This is a genomic window from Bradyrhizobium sp. IC3195, assembly GCF_020193585.1.
Classification (GTDB): domain Bacteria; phylum Pseudomonadota; class Alphaproteobacteria; order Rhizobiales; family Xanthobacteraceae; genus Bradyrhizobium; species Bradyrhizobium yuanmingense.
Map to the genome: position 1 here is coordinate 1 of NZ_JADYVG010000045.1, position 15,041 is coordinate 15,041.

The 15,041-nt window shown below is 58.3% G+C and carries 10 protein-coding genes and 2 pseudogenes; 3 read left to right on the forward strand and 9 right to left on the reverse strand.

Features of this window, described 5'->3' with window-relative positions:
- Nucleotides 1-82 precede the first annotated feature (82 nt).
- The 4 genes from I6F09_RS36560 to I6F09_RS36575 all read right to left on the reverse strand — a co-directional run bounded on the left by I6F09_RS36560 (nt 83) and on the right by I6F09_RS36575 (nt 4,638).
- Nucleotides 83-667 (reverse strand): DUF3141 domain-containing protein, encoded by a 585-nt coding sequence (locus tag I6F09_RS36560; RefSeq protein WP_225143835.1) that lies wholly within the window; start codon nt 665-667, stop codon nt 83-85.
- Between the two features lie 1,220 nt (nt 668-1,887).
- Entirely contained in the window at nt 1,888-2,865 is a 978-nt protein-coding gene (locus I6F09_RS36565) for a threonine/serine dehydratase (RefSeq protein ID WP_225143837.1), read from the reverse strand.
- On the reverse strand, nt 2,858-3,634 hold the full coding sequence (locus tag I6F09_RS36570; RefSeq protein WP_081494001.1) for a cupin-like domain-containing protein: 777 nt from the start codon (nt 3,632-3,634) through the stop codon (nt 2,858-2,860). The genes I6F09_RS36565 and I6F09_RS36570 overlap by 8 nt, the downstream gene beginning before the upstream one ends.
- A 482-nt stretch (nt 3,635-4,116) precedes the next feature.
- Nucleotides 4,117-4,638, reverse strand: coding sequence for a hypothetical protein (locus I6F09_RS36575; protein WP_225190170.1), 522 nt, complete (start codon nt 4,636-4,638; stop codon nt 4,117-4,119).
- Nucleotides 4,639-5,557: 919 nt separating this feature from the next.
- On the opposite strand from I6F09_RS36575, the gene tnpB reads away from it, so the two are divergent.
- Nucleotides 5,558-5,860 (forward strand): IS66 family insertion sequence element accessory protein TnpB, encoded by a 303-nt coding sequence (tnpB, locus tag I6F09_RS37820; RefSeq protein ID WP_225131468.1) that lies wholly within the window; start codon nt 5,558-5,560, stop codon nt 5,858-5,860.
- Between the two features lie 234 nt (nt 5,861-6,094).
- Here the strand turns inward: tnpB and I6F09_RS36595 are convergent.
- From I6F09_RS36595 to I6F09_RS36615, 5 genes and pseudogenes are all read right to left on the reverse strand, one after another.
- Nucleotides 6,095-7,374: pseudogene (locus I6F09_RS36595) on the reverse strand (ISNCY family transposase).
- Between the two features lie 347 nt (nt 7,375-7,721).
- Nucleotides 7,722-8,021, reverse strand: coding sequence for a hypothetical protein (locus tag I6F09_RS36600; RefSeq protein ID WP_225143839.1), 300 nt, complete (start codon nt 8,019-8,021; stop codon nt 7,722-7,724).
- 553 nt (nt 8,022-8,574) lie between these two features.
- On the reverse strand, nt 8,575-9,009 hold the full coding sequence (locus I6F09_RS37825) for an Hsp20 family protein (protein WP_346656711.1): 435 nt from the start codon (nt 9,007-9,009) through the stop codon (nt 8,575-8,577).
- A gap of 835 nt (nt 9,010-9,844) precedes the next feature.
- On the reverse strand, nt 9,845-10,060 hold the full coding sequence (locus I6F09_RS36610; RefSeq protein WP_225143937.1) for a cold shock domain-containing protein: 216 nt from the start codon (nt 10,058-10,060) through the stop codon (nt 9,845-9,847).
- An 865-nt stretch (nt 10,061-10,925) separates the two neighbouring features.
- Nucleotides 10,926-11,765, reverse strand: a pseudogene (locus I6F09_RS36615) (ISL3 family transposase); the annotation flags it as partial.
- A gap of 669 nt (nt 11,766-12,434) precedes the next feature.
- Between I6F09_RS36615 and I6F09_RS36620 the strand changes: the two are divergent.
- Both I6F09_RS36620 and I6F09_RS37655 read left to right on the forward strand, forming a co-directional pair.
- Nucleotides 12,435-12,689: a hypothetical protein gene (locus tag I6F09_RS36620; protein ID WP_225145765.1), complete on the forward strand. Its 255-nt coding sequence runs from the start codon at nt 12,435-12,437 to the stop codon at nt 12,687-12,689.
- A gap of 350 nt (nt 12,690-13,039) precedes the next feature.
- The gene (locus I6F09_RS37655) at nt 13,040-14,443 is read left to right on the forward strand and encodes a GGDEF domain-containing protein (RefSeq protein ID WP_276573450.1); all 1,404 of its coding nucleotides are present in this window, start codon (nt 13,040-13,042) and stop codon (nt 14,441-14,443) included.
- Nucleotides 14,444-15,041 lie beyond the last annotated feature (598 nt).

The window sequence follows — 15,041 nt, forward strand, 5'->3', positions numbered from 1 at the left end:
CCCCTGTGGATCGCGCCGACGCCGGGCTCGTAACTCCGGTCGGGCTACGCCCTCCCTGCGTCACGAGCCCGGCGAAGCTCTCTCATCCTGATTGACGCTCCACTGTCACCCTGATTGCCGCGCGGCAGAGCTGACTATCGTGCTCGTGGGCTCCCACACCCGCAGTGTGTCCCGCACGAGGAGGGATGATAACAAACGGCCGACGACGGGAGTAATCGACCGTAACATCTTGCGACGGGATGATGCGCAGCAATACGAAGTTGGACTTTACGGGAAGATCCCTTCCGTCCATGATCTTCTCGTACTCGTAGAAAAGAACCGGCGGACAGCCTGCCGCCTCATGTTCAAGGAAGAGGTCGCCGCTCTCTCGGAGAAGATCGATTAGCAATATAGCGCGCTCGCCCGCGTCGCGGATGTATTCACGCCAAGAAACGCCAAGCCGTCCATCGTCACGCAGGTTCCTCAGATCTTTGGCTAGACGTTCGCCGCTTGCCAAGAGCTCGGGTAGGCGTGTAAAGACCATTTCGCAGCCGCGCTTGACCCGCAGTATCCAGGCAACTTGTAGAATGTTGATGGTCTTCGCGCCCTGTTGGACCATGCGATCAGCGTAGATTCTGAATGGGCTGCCGGTGAGCGCGTGCTCGAATTCTGCACGTTGCGCTTCCATTGACTGGCCAGGTTGGAGCGCTGGAACGAGTCAGACATGGCCTGACCTCCTCTGTTCTAGAGTCGATGCCGCCCCGTGATACTGAATTGCGCTGTGGTGCCGGATTGCCTATCTATGGCGTCTTTCATCCGACAAACTGCTCGCAAGCTAGGTCAAAGTGTGACCAAGAAAGCACGTAACCTCAACAGGACGTTTTGCGAGCAGGGTGACTTTCCACGACGTTCCCAGATCTCTCGGTGCAAAGCCGATGCCAGGCATCTTGTTGCTGCCGAGACGAAGGATGGCCGCGCAACTTTCGTCCTCCTGTTCTGCTGCACAGCGTTTGTCCGATTGAGAACCAAGCTTGTCAGAGATCGGACGCTGTGGGTCGTCTTTGTTAGACAGCCACCTCGCATGCCTAGGGAGCATTCCCCGGGACCACCTATTATTTCAGATGGGTCCTGCTCAATCTTCCAAACTTTCGACCGGTCGCCCGTAGCCATCGCCTCAAATATGTTCGTCTCACACATGAGCGCTCAATCAGGAGGCGAGTTGGCACATTGGTTGCTATTACGGTCTATGACGACCTGGTCCGCTCAGCGCAGTCAGAGATTGCGCCTTCCAGAATGATCTCAAACATGGAGTTAGATCATGGCGAATGAGACGAGACTACCCGTCACCAGGAAGGCTAGTGAGCCCGCGTTTTTTCCTGAAGCATGGCGCCCACTCGAGGCATTGCGCAACGAGGTGGATCGCTTGTTCGAAGACTTCTTTGGCGGCGATTTCTGGCGCCGCTCGTTCCCCCCGCACGCTAGTCTTGGAAGGTCGGTTGCCAAGAAGGTCGCCGCAAGCCCCGCAGTGGATCTTAGCCTAGCCTAGGATTACCCCTAGGGCCTGCAGCCCTCGCCTTCGTCAAACAAGACGGTCCTCAATGGAGGAATACGATTGGTTGGCGAGTGTGGTCTGTTCGGAGTCGCACTCTGGGTTCCCCGGGGGCGGGCTCGTGTCCCCGGTTCAGCTCACCACTGGGTCGGTAAGGTGACAATCGCCTGAGCGCTGGATTCAGGCTGGAACGTGCCGTGCAAACAGCAATACTTCAATTACCTTATCTCGTAGGCTTATTTGTGCGAGCTCGGCTAGGATCGATAGTTTGCGAGGTACCTACGATCGTGCTCTAATCGCGGCATGCCACGCCCCGTTCGTCACCGCACGCGCACTGAAGCCGACAGCCGGCCGCTCTGTTAGCAGAGGATTGAGCATAGCATCTCATAGGAAATATTACCGCCGCAAACCACGACGGCAACGTTCTGGCCAGCGTATCGCTCCGCCGTCTTCAGATAGCCGGCTACCGCCACTCCTGCGGCTCCTTCGATTGCCATCCTGTGGCCAGCGAGCACGAGCCGAATAGCGTCCACGATTTCGTTTTCTTGAACCAGGACGCACTCGTCTATGAGATCTCTAGCGTAATTGAAAGTGATGGCCTCACTTTCGATGCCGCCCGCAGTACCGTCCGACAATGTAGGGTTCTCGCACACATCCACTATTTCTCCAGCCTTTAACGCAAGATACAGTGCCGGGGAATTCTCAGGCCAGCAGCCGACGATCCGGAGCTCAGGATGGAGGGGCTTGAGATAACTAGCGATGCCGCTGATAAGGCCGCCGCCACCGACCGATACAAACACTGCGTCTAGCCTAGGGCATTGCCGCTCAAGTTCAATGCCAATGGTGCCCTGACCCACGATAACGTCTAAGTCATTATAGGGCGAGATGTATGTCCTATGTTGGACGACCGCGACTTCGCGCGCGTGCGCTTCGGAAGTAACAGCATCCGCGCCGAAAAACTGCAGCTTGACGGATTTGTACTGCTCAAGAGCGACGATCTTGGATTTCGAGGCAGTCGTGGGCAGAAATATGGTCCCGCGTGCCTTTAGCGCGGAAAGGCTATAGGCGACGCCAAGTCCATGGTTCCCCGTTGACGAGGCGATGACGCCTCGGGCGAGATCGTCTTTGGAGAGGGACAGGATCTTGTTGAGAGCGCCGCGGACCTTGAAAGATCCCGTGTGCTGAAGATTCTCGTACTTGAGCCACACCTCCCCTCCCCCGGACAAACCCGAAAGAATTGGGGAACGGTCGACGAAAGTCTCCCTCACGAGTGATCGGATGCGAGCTTCAGCCGCAACTATACGACCAACAAGGCTTGCGCCAGCGCCCTCAGGCATGCCCTTCTATCCACCACCAGTTCACAGCAACGTTCAGGCCGTGAGACCGAAGATAGTGCCACCACCCCTCGGGAATGTAAAGAATATCGCCACGACACAATACGCATTCGAAAGGCCGCGCGTTCAACAATCTCGGAAACCGATCGAGATCTGGAAGGCGAAGGTTTAAACGACTGAAGTGACGATGCTTAGGATGGTCATTATATGGGTAGAGATTCCTGCGATCCGCCGGCGGGAACAAGGTAATATGCTTACGACCGCTTATCATTGCATACAGGTTGTCGTAGGAATCGTAATGCAGCTTCGAGGCGTTACGGCCAATTCCCATCCATAAGTATGGAGGCCTCATTATCTTCGCGAGTGGGGCGAACGGCGGACGAACGACATCACCCACAAGTTCAGGGAGATACCGCAACGTATCAATCTGGGCGAGATAATAGGTCGTTTGACTGGCTACGTCGCCATAGAGCAGATAATCGACGAAGCGGCCGAAGGTCGAGTGGGTTTGATCTTTGCCAATTCGCTCTGGGACTGCGAACTCTTTGTCCGGAGAGAATTCGATGGGCACCCGCCTATGGCCTGCTGCTGCCTTTAAGTAGCCGGAGCTCCAACGTTCGATAGCCCCCAAGGTCAATGCCGCGCCTTTGATGACGACCGGAAGCGCCGGACGCACAAATCGTCGATAAAATTCCTCTGCACTCGGAGTAGCGATGCTTTCGATCGATTGCGCGGTCTCCAGCCACGCTCTGTTAACCACGGACGGATTCATGATCGCTCCTAAATTTGAACTCTGTCGCACCGAGTGGAGGAGTTTCGTCTATGACTTCATCACTGTGGCCGTTCTGCTTAAGGTCACGCCTATAAAGGATGTCCTGGTTCAGCTCTTCCGTGGCGTAGTGACCTCCAGAAACGGTTACTATCGGGGTCCTCCTCGATCATGCGAAGCAACAGCCGGCACATCGATTCTGGCGGTGAGAAGGATTCGCTTAGTCGCCTCGATGCGATGGCGGATGAAGTATTCCTCATGGAGATATGCGGTCGGACCTCCAAATTCAGGAGGAGGCCCACTCGCTTCTCGGATGGAGTGAGCACTGTACTACTTCACAATTCTAGACCGCCTGGAAATCGCGCCACCATCGGGCGGCCACCGTTCCCAGCTCACGCGCCACACGCGCTGCAAGTACAGCCATTTCACTCCCTTCGTCGCGTCAAACGCGCTGCACGATCAGCCCGCAGTTCCTCATTCCGCAACTAGCGCGCCGCACGATCTGCGAGCTCGGCCCGCAACTCCTCGTCGCGCAGGGAGCGCGCTGCACGATCGGCCCGCAGTTCCTCATCCCGCAACGAGCGCGCCGCACGATCTGCGAGCTCGGCCCGCAACTCCTCGTCGCGCAGGGAGCGCGCTGCACGATCGGCCCGCAGTTCCTCATCCCGCAACGAGCGCGCCGCACGATCTGCGAGCTCGGCCCGCAACTCCTCGTCGCGCAGGGAGCGCGCTGCACGATCGGCCCGCAGTTCCTCATCCCGCAACGAGCGCGCCGCACGATCTGCGAGCTCGGCCCGCAACTCTTCGTCGCGCAGAGAGCGCGCCACGCGAACGGCCCGCAACCCTGAGCGAGCTGCACGATCGAGACGAGCACGGGACAGGTTCTCGTCGCGCAATGCGCGCCTCGCCCGCGATCTCGACACTCGTGCGCCAGAGCGCGTCGTGAGGTCGATCTGGTCTGCCACATCCTCGAGCTGCTCCTGGAATCTCGCCGTGATGACCAGCAAGTCCTGCGATAGATCCACAAGCGTTTCATAATCCATTGGGTAATTCTCCGTTAGTTACTGACGCAGATTGGTTGGCGAGTGTGGTCTGTTCGGAGTCGCACTCTGGGTTCCCCGGGGGCGAGCTCGTGTCCCCGGTTCAGCTCACCACTGGGTTGGTAAGGTGACAATCGCCTGAGCGCTGGATCCAGGCTGGAAGGTGCCGTGCAAACAGCAATACTTCAACTACCTTATCTCGTAGGCTTATTCGCTCGGTTAGGGATAGATAATTGCGAGGTACTTACGATGGCGCTCTAATCACGGCATGCCCGCCTCCGGCGGCCAGCGCTCGCGATCGAGCCGCGGTTCGTCACCGCGCGCGCACTGAAGCCGATGGCCGGCCGTTCAAGATCACGTTCGGCGAGATGCGCGAGATGGGATTGCGCCGCATTCTAGTCCACTGCCATTGCGGTGATCACATCGCTCTGAGCGCCGATCGCTCGCCAGACGATATTCGCTTGTGTGATGTCAGCCCCTCGGGGCGGCAACAGGGGAGCTGAAGTCAGGCCGGATTTCGAGAGATACGCATCCGAAGGGGGCCGTCTTGCGTGACGGATGGTAATTCGCGAAGCGTGTGACCTTAAGTCTAGCTTTAAGGTCGTCAGGCGATGCGGGTCGAGGTTTTGGGCGGGCGGAAGCGGCGGCGGCGCTGGTCGCAGGACAACAAGGCGCGGATTGTCGAGACGTTAGCGCCGGGCGCGAAGGTGACTGAGGTTGCGCGTCGCAACGGAGTAGCGGCCAGCCTGGTGTTTACTTGGCATCGACAAGCACGGACGTCGGAACAAGTTGTACCATCTTTTACGCCGGTGCAGATCGCCGCCGTGGCGGATCGGCTGAGGAAACTCCGAAGCTTTTGCCTGCGGTTGAGGGCGGAGTTCGCTCCGTGGCAGCCGCGCGTACTGGATTGATAGAGATCGATCTCGGCAACCGATGGTGCATCTGGGGGGATGCGCACGTCGATCCGAAGGCGCTGGCGCAGGTCCTCGATTGCTTGGATGCCGATGATTGCTATACGGGGAATGTGCGAATGTGGCTCGCGACAGGCTACACGGATATGCGCAGAAGCTTTCCGTCGCGGGCACTCCAAGCGCAGGAGGTGCTGCACAAAGACCCGCTCAGCGGTCATCTGTTCGTCTTCCGCGGTCGCCGCAGCGACCTTGTGAAGGCGATCTGGAACGATGGCTAGGGAGCCTGCTTGTTCACAAAAATACTCGAGAGAGGGAAGCTCATCTAGCCATCGGTTGCCGGTTATAGCGCGACAATCGGGATGAGAACGCGCGTATTGCCTCACATATCGATGCTCCCGGGCGCGATTGGTTGCCTCATTTATTTTGCTCCTGGCCTGAGTTGAGGAGGAGGCCGGGTGCGGAGATGGCGGGGTTTCGGAGCGTCCGGCCTCCCTCCGCAGGCACCTCGCACGTCATTGGGGCGTTGTCACCTCATACCCTGGCGGCATTTTCTCACTTGAAGCGAACAGAGCGCATTCGCTTGCTCGCCGCGCCAGGATTTCCGCCGATGTTGAAGGGTTCGAAGCTTGATCCGGATAGGCTCCAGGATACTCCACCTGCAGGCGCGAGAGCAGTTCGCTGCCACTCCGCCAAGGCTCGGCTTCAAACCATTTTCGCAAATCTGGCGTTGCCCGGATGAGCGGGTCGGGACGACGCCGGCCTCTTCTCGCCTTCACGAGTAGCCGATCCGTTGGTCGCATGGCTCCGTCCTTCCAAGCTGTGCGTAGACTTGCCAGGAAACGATCGATCGAGTGCGATGCCGCAGCAGGGCTGCCGATTGGTTGGGTATCCGCGAGGGCCGCGAGGCGTTCCTGCCCGTCGCGAATGTCGCGCAACAACGCGACCGGATCGAGAACGGCATAGATTTCTTGAGATGATGGCGGACAGCATCAGGCGTGCGGGCGTCTGCTGCCAGGTGTTGGTGAGGCGTTGCTGACGCGCGGTATGTCTTGCGTACACGAGCACCGTCGCAAGACGTTCACGAACAGCCGCGCTGATCGATACACTTCGGCCAGCAGCTCGGCCGCTTCCAGGCCTTCGAACCTACGATAGCCGACCATCCTGCGCACGACGGCGCCGTTCTTTTGCTCGACGAACGCCTGGTCATTCTTCCGGTAGGGACGACAACGCGGGGAGACAATGTCGGCCGCTTCGCAGTAGGCCTTCAGCGTCTCGTTCACGAACACGGTATCATGGAACACTGCGACGCAGGGAATGTGCTGTGTGCCGCCGGCGCTTGCGACCTAATTTTTCTCGGACCTGCACCAATGCGCGATCGATCGTCGCAGCGCTCATCGCCAAAAGTTTGGCACGCATCTCAGGGGCAAGGTCGAGGTGCCCGTGGCGTTCCATCGCCTCGATCAGCGCAGGCATTAACGCCCTCAGTCGCTTCCCGCAGATCCGGTCTTATGCTCCCAAAGCAGCACAAAGCGCGGTGTGTTCTGCTTCATTGTAGATCCGACGTCGCCCCCGTCGGCCTTGGCGTGCGTCTTCCTTGTTTCGAAGTAGACGCATCGCATGCTTGCGATGGGATCCGGTGATGTCGACGAACTCGTCCAATATCCGTGCCTTCTTCGCGATCCGAACGCCGGTAGCGCACGCCTGCCGCCGCCGTCATGAGGTTGCGGGCGCGGGCCATCAGATCGACCGGTCTTTGCAGACGCACACCTTCAACGTCGTTACCCGACAGCATATCAGTGAGCCGTTCGATGGCCCAATGAGCGGCTGCGCTGAAATCCCGAACGTTGAAAAACGATTCTGTTTCGGGAGCGAACGTCTGGCCCGGTACGAAGAGCCTTCATCATGCCCGTACAATCTGTCCATGGTCGTCGCGCCCCTCTAGGCTAATGTTCGCTGTCGCCGGACCCCACGCTTTGCAGCTCGGCAGGTGTTCTCAGTCATCTGTTATTGAGTTGTTGGAACGACGGAAGCATCAGGACCGGCGAGCATTCGGAAAGCCCTGTCATTAGAGGGGCCTAAATAGCCGGGCGCGTTGTTGTACATCGTGGAGCAAACGACGTGCCAGAGCAGTATATCTTTCTAAACAACGCGCACCTCCGAATCGCTGCGTTCCATGTCCGACTCGTCGAACATCCGACAACGGGTGTAATCTAATGGACGTCTGAGTGTATTCAAATCGCGCGTATATGACGCTTCATCAAATGGCGCGTGCGTGAGCCGCCAGTTTTTGCGCAACGTCTCGGCTTGCGCATCAGGAGTTTCCATTCCGTCATGCGCTTCACGATGAACCGGACCGTCGCCGGTCGACCCGCAGTAGCGGATAAGGCCAAGGAAGACATCTGGCTCTGCTCCTGCGTTGCCCTTGCCGATGCACTCCACCTCCGGAGCCTGGAACGAACAATACTTTAAGCAGATGGCCTAATGGCTGAGCTCCGCTCGAGGCCTGCCTCTTAATATCCCGGAGCCGTCACTGCCGACTTCCGTCTTCTGCACGCCTGCTTTGCGACTTGGTGCGATACACGACGATAAGCGCCATTGCTCTCGAATCTCTGAGACTCAGCGGTTGATCAAGTTGACGATGCCATGCGGCTTACTTGAACCGGTGCGCCAATCTCAAAAGTCACTGTTCGAAACAGTTTCAAAAGTCACTTTTTGAAGCAGTTTCAACGTCGTTGACGAGAGGCCGGCGCGCTGACATGAATCCAGAGCAGGATATTGGCTGCTCTTTGGATTGTGGTGTGTGGCGTCACGAGAGGAGGTCTTTGCTCGCGATAAGATGTGTACGCATGAAAGGCCGCCTCACCGATGCTGGGGACTTGCAGGATGAGCGAGGCTGGGGGCACAGCCTCGCCCCAGCGAAGCCTTAGGCCGCCTTGACGTTGATGGTCTTGGCTGCCTTCTTGCGCCTCTTCGGTCTTCGGTAGAACGACATTCAGTACACCGTACTTAAAAGTGGGCTCGATCTTGTCGGAGTTGACGCCGTCCGGTAGGGCGAAGAGGTTTCATCTCGCTTGTCGCCCCTGATACTAAGACCACCATGAGTAAGCTTGACTGCGATATTCTTCTGGTCGAGGTTAGGTAGTTCGACCGTTATCTCGTACGCATTGTCGCTTTTGGTCACGTCGACCGCCGGGGCCGAAAGCTTCTTGCAAAGATCGCGTTTGAGGCGCGCGAGCGAGCGGACTGGCTGGTTCCAAAAGCGGCCACCGAGATCGTCGAAAATCCGATCGATCTCGCTTCTGAATGCCGAAAATGGTTGCCATATCTCGCCCGCGACGGCGGGATCGTTGGTCGAACTTCGCGACAGGTCTTTGGTTTCAGTTGCCGTGATCAATTCTCCATGGAAGTTTGACGCTTTCGGTCGCAAGAGAATTAGTCGTGGCCGACCGGCCGCCAGTTGATTTCGTCCAATAGGTGACGACGTTGCTGACTTCCTGGGCAGTCCGCGACGTGCAGCGCGCCGATAGTCCGTATAAGAATAATCGGCCTGCCAAAAGCTCTTTCACCTCGGAGGGAATAGCGCGCGATTTCACGTCGGCGAATTGCTCACCTTTGCCGCAGATGACGGGCCCGCTTTACATATTATCTGTCACTTTCGTTAAACGATTTCGACCAGAGCCGCTCCGCGAAATCCAGATGGCACTTCATTACGTCCGAGAGAGTTTTGGAATTGGCAAGATTCTTCAGAAGATTGGCCTGAGCGTGCAGAGAGGAAGCAGCCAGCTTTGACCGTGTTTCAATGCCGCACCGAACAGGTCTGTTGTCTCCGGCTGATGCCCGGGCGGCCCGTTCGCGCTCTGGATCTGACTTCCGTTCGCGTTTCTCGTACTCGGGACTTCTCGCGGGCATTCAACGTCTCCCCGTCTGAACAGGATCGCAGCGCGCTGCGTGGTCTAGATGCGACCAAGAGGCTTCGGAAAGTACCACAACCGGCAACATGGCGAACCTATCTCATTTGGTAGCGCTTGCTCAATCGGGATCGCTTAAGCGGATATGCACGGGCGAGCTTGGCTGTCTGCTCGGCATTGACAATGAAGACAATTCCTATCGATTAGCTTAGCGTCGCGCTTCCGAGCGCGAGCGTCGCAAACGTCCATGACTAGGTGTCTGGTTCCCGCAAATGAACTCATGCACGATCCATTGTTGCTATTGCGCTATGGATGTTATGTAACGCGCACGCCTGCAGCAGGATGCGCGATATTTCAATCGATCAGCCTGACCTCGACGGCTCTGTACTTCGAGCGCTGTTTATTGAAACGAATACCGAAAGTCACGCGCGTGCCGGACACCAGATCAGCCCCTGCGCAGCCGCGAAGGTCCGATATGTGCACGAACAAATCCTTGCCGTCGCCATAGTCAGGCCGAATGAACCCCCAGCCCTTTTCAACGCTGTACGACACTACTGTTCCGGTGCGCATGTTTGTTCCACGGTCTTGCGGCTCGATATCGCCGCCTACTACTCCGGAGCTGCGGGTGCACTTTCCGTTCCTAACTCGGCGGCGACGAGCGCGAGCGAAGATGAGCGCCACCACTTGAACATCCTGACTCACCTCGCCTCACAGCAAACCGGCGGGGCGGACCAGGCGCTAGAAGCGACGAGCCCGCCCCTAACATTACCGCATCTGGAGACTCGGTGATGCTGCCCAGGACCGAGCAAGGGTCGTGCCGAATCGAGAATCGGAGATTCTGCAGGCGCTTCGTGGCGGGCTACAGGGTCAAGGTGTTCGCTTTGGTCTGAAAACTGATGGCCGACCGGGGCACTGTCCGTCCCAGTTGGTCCCGCCGAACTTCGGACTGCAGGCTCACGCTCGCGTGTCCGATCCCGCGGGCACCGACACGTCCGGACCGGCCCGCAAGATCACTGTCATCCTCCACTGTATCTGGGTCGACGGCACATCATTCGACGGGGGCAACATGCCAGCCCGACTTTTTTTGCAGGTTCCTGGCCCGGTCCGCCGGGCTGGCGATGCCCGCTGGGACGGTGGTCGTAATGACCTCGGTCAATCGGCTGGTAGCGGCTCGTCCGCACCCCGTTGCAAACGAGGAGGCACCCGATCCGGACATCATCATGAGGCGCTTACGACCTCGGAAAGGACCATCGGGCAACTGATCACATTGAAACCAGGTGACAGCAAATCAGCTTATTACTACGAGCTCGCTATAGATCCACCAGCCGCGCTCGCCCCGTCTGCGCAACCCCGACCTGCTCCGTCGGGCCGAGCGCGACTACTTTGCCATATGGCTTCAAAAAAAGTTGACAACAACCCGCAATTAAAGAGCCGATTGGCGATAGCCCTCATACTGGGGCGCTCGGCGGCTGTCAGCAGATTGGGACCAATCGTAGTCGCACCGATGACGACGCGGATCTGACGCATCGATTTGCGGACGGCCTTGAGGAAGGCTCGGCTCGCGTTCTCCATTAGATGCCAGCGATCCGCGACCTGCACCGCCTGCGGCAAGGCTTTGGCCGCCGCCTCACAATATTCTCCACCACGGTCTCGGGCGACGATCGCGATCGTGGGATGAGCACGTCAGGCTTGGGCGGTCGTGGGTTCACGATCCGGCAGTAGGGTGACGATCCGGCGTCGTTCCAGATTGCAGATGATGCTGGCGCATCGGTGATTGCGCCGCCAGGCCCAATCATCAATGCCGATAACCCTGAGCGGGCCAGCCAGGGAACGGCGACGGCGTCGGACCACGCGCAGGAGCGTATCTTTACTTACCGGCAACATCAGCTGTTTTGCGAAGGTTGCCGCCGGACGACCGCCAAGCGCCAGACCAAGGTGATGGACGATAGAGCCCAGCCTCGCCGTGCGTCGCGCCGACGGAGCCAGTATCCCTTGCGAAGCGCTCAGCGAATATATAGCACCGCACAGGACGGCGTCGCAGCGGAAGCGACGGGCGATCACCAGGAGCTCCTACGATCCGCCCCAAGAGCGGCAGATCGGTCACGCGTCGTCGATTCCGGCTATCGACACGTCGGGAAACCGTTCTCTACGACGGACATACGCCAACGCTTCTGGATGCTCGGACCGTAATGACAACTTTGTCACCCTCGTAGCACGCGCTCTCTTCAACGAACCCACGCGGCACCAGACTGGAGCGGTGGAGTGCTTGCTGCATGGCGCTGATTTTCCCCAATCAAAGCGCAAGACATCCTCCAAACTGCATCAAAAGTGAGTAGAACGCGTGCTCAAGCCCGCCCGCACCAACATGCACGATGATGAAATTGCTAATCGCTGCCATATTGACGACCTAGCAACATCGGTCGCCAAATTGCCCCGACAACGTGCTGCCCATCACGGCCCAGCGCATTCTCTTGCACGCCCGGCCTGTACGCGATGGCGGCATTCATCCGACCTGCTAAGCACACAGAAATTTCGCTGGCGTATTGAACAGCAGGCAAGCGGGCCTTTTAATCGATCGCATCCCTTCGGACGCGCACCCGTTCTCCAACACGCCGTGCGCGATGGAGGCTCGAAAACTACGCAATCACGAGCTCGACCATCTCCATCTCAGAATCACAGCCTCACGAGGAGGAGCATTCGCATGGGTAGTCGAGCATGTAGCGAAGCTGGACTGGGGTGATTGTCACCACGTCCGCCGCCGACGGCCACAAACAGCGGCCGCGCTCCAGCCGCTTGGCATAAAGTGACCTGCCCAGTCCTGGCAGGCTCCAAATGTCGGCCGCCTACAAGATCTGGCAGGGGCTTAGCTTAGCCAGCTAATGTATATAGCGGAACCTCTGTCCCGCATTTTGCCGCGGGGACACGGGCAGGACGGAGGTCACAGATGGTATACAAGAAACTCATCAATCAAAGCGGGCTGACACTTACGGTGTTGCTCATCACGCTCGTCGGCTCCGAGCCGAACCAGTCCGGACCGACCGTCACAGCGGCGCTACCAGTGGGTGACAAGCAGACGATTGAGTACGGTAATGCGCAGAATCCCTTCCTCAATGGCCTCGTGATTTCCTCCTCCTCCGGCGCGTTTTCGACCGGGTCGCAGATCGTGACGACTCGGGGCAGCAGCTGGATACTGTACTGAACACGCACGATACCTTTGCGGGTGGGCTGAACGTACTGGGCTCGAACACATAATTCGCCACGGCACCGGCGATCCCGCAGTGACGAACTTGGCCGCTCCTGGATGGCAAGCCAATCCTGGCGGCGTCGCAGCCCCGTCCGGATGAGTGCAGCCGATGGACGGAAACGTAAATCTTGTGACTTCCGCGCCCGTTCAGCGGGATCACCCGTGCCGGGTGTTGGATGAGCTACGGCGGAGACGAGCCATGATGCCTTCACTTTGCTTGTCTAGCACGACTCCATGCTTGAAGAAGGGCCCCACGAGTTCATGAAAGGACCGCGTGCGATCATCATGGAATGACGGTATAGCATATGAGTACCAATCTTATGTTGCAGGAGCCGCCCAGCGCGCTGCGGCTGATCACACAGGCGTATACGAGCCTTCTCATTATCGGCTTCGCCCTGCTACCCACTCAGTTCATCGCTTACCTCTATTTCCAGCAAGATCCCGCGCTGAAGTTTGAAGACCACCTGTTCCACGAATTCGCCATCGCCGTCGCTACCCTCGAGGGGCTGTTCGTCACATATGTGACGTGGCGCTGCTATCAGTCTTCAGGCGAGCCTCTGTTGCGGTGGTTGACGCTTGGTTTTCTGGCCTTCGTGCTGATCTATACGCTGCACGGCGCCTTCACGGGGATGGCACATCGCAACATTTGGCTGTTTCTGCTCTATGGGCCAGCGTCGCGTCTGGCGATGTCGATTTTGCTCTTCGTCGGGCTACTCAGCTACAACCGGCCGTCAGACGGACTTGAGAAGTGCTCGGACACGCGCGCATGGCTGACGTGGATTGGCCTGTTCCTTACGATGGACCTAGCTGTCGCACTGGTCGCCTATTCACCCTATGCTGGGCACCCGGTGGTCCGCCTGTCCATGGAGGGCGGCGCATTGCTCTTCAGTGCGCTGAACGTCGCGGTCTTGCTCATGCGACGGATTCACTCGCCGCTCATGCTTGTTTTCGGCGTTTCTGTCGCATGGTTTGCGCTATCGTCGCTCGCATTCATTTTGGCCGCGCCGTGGAATCATATGTGGTGGCTGGCTCACGCAATCTTTGCTGGCGGATTTTTTTTGCTCAGCTATGGCGTCGTCCAGGCTTTCCGAACAACGCAATCGTTCGCCACCATCTATAGCCAGGAAGAAATGACCGCCCGCCTGGCCAAATCGATGGCCGACACTCAAAAGGCACTTCAGCAAGTGAAATTGAGCAATCAACGGCTGGAGCGGCTCGCCGCCACTGATCCACTAACCGGTGCCGGGAACCGGCGCCACTTTATCGAGCATATCGGCGCGGAGATCGCACGAGCCAAGAGGACCGGGGCGCCCTTGTCTCTGCTGTCCCTCGATCTAGACCATTTCAAGGATACAAACGACTCACGTGGTCACAGCGTCGGCGATGAGGTCCTGCGCGTATTCGTGCGAAAGTGTCTGGAGGCAATCCGGCCTTACGAATCTGTCGCGCGCGTGGGCGGTGAAGAATTCATGGTACTGCTACCGGGGGCGACGCTCGACGCGGCTGGCGCGGTCGCCGAGCGCCTTCGATCGGCCATCGAACGCACTGCATTCGACGTCGGAGCCGAACCGTCGGTCGGCGTCACCATCAGCGTTGGAGTGTCGGAGTTCAGGCGTGATGGAGACACGCTCGACGGGTTCGTGAACGTCGCCGACCAGCGACTCTATCGCGCAAAATTTGAGGGCCGCAACCGTGTGGTTGTCGCCTAGGATATCGTTCATCGTTCACTCCGTCTCCGGTGCTCTTGACCCGGACGCCCGTTCTCGCTGTTCTCCGAGCCAAAGCCGCCTCTATTAACAACTATTCGGTCATGGTCCATCCATTGCAGTTTGCAGGCAGGTTCGCACCGCAATAGGCTGCGGTCACTAGCTGCCGGGAGCTGTTATGTCGTTGCTTGCTACGACGGCGTCGCGTGACAGCCGTCGTCAAAGTCTTGAAGCGGCATATTCAGGATATAGCTCGTTGCTTCGGTGCGCGAACTTGCCGGTCGCTCGAACACAACGTTTGCGGGAGGCCGCTATCGCGCCCCGATGGCTCATTGCTGCTTGCGAAGCCGTTACTGAAGTTCGGCAATCGGCGCAACATCTGGTTCTCAACAATCATGCTGCGGCCAAGAACCTCACTGGGCCACCCCGCGCTGCGGAGTGTTTGAATGGGATGAGAATGTCAACTCCACGATTGCGCGTATTGCACTTCGATTGGCGCAGTTCTGCCACGAGGGACCTCATTGCTCTCTTCGGTGGCGTCGTTCTCACTTCACTTTTAGCGCATCTCTATGGGCTTGGCCCTCGTTTAGCGCAGCTGGGA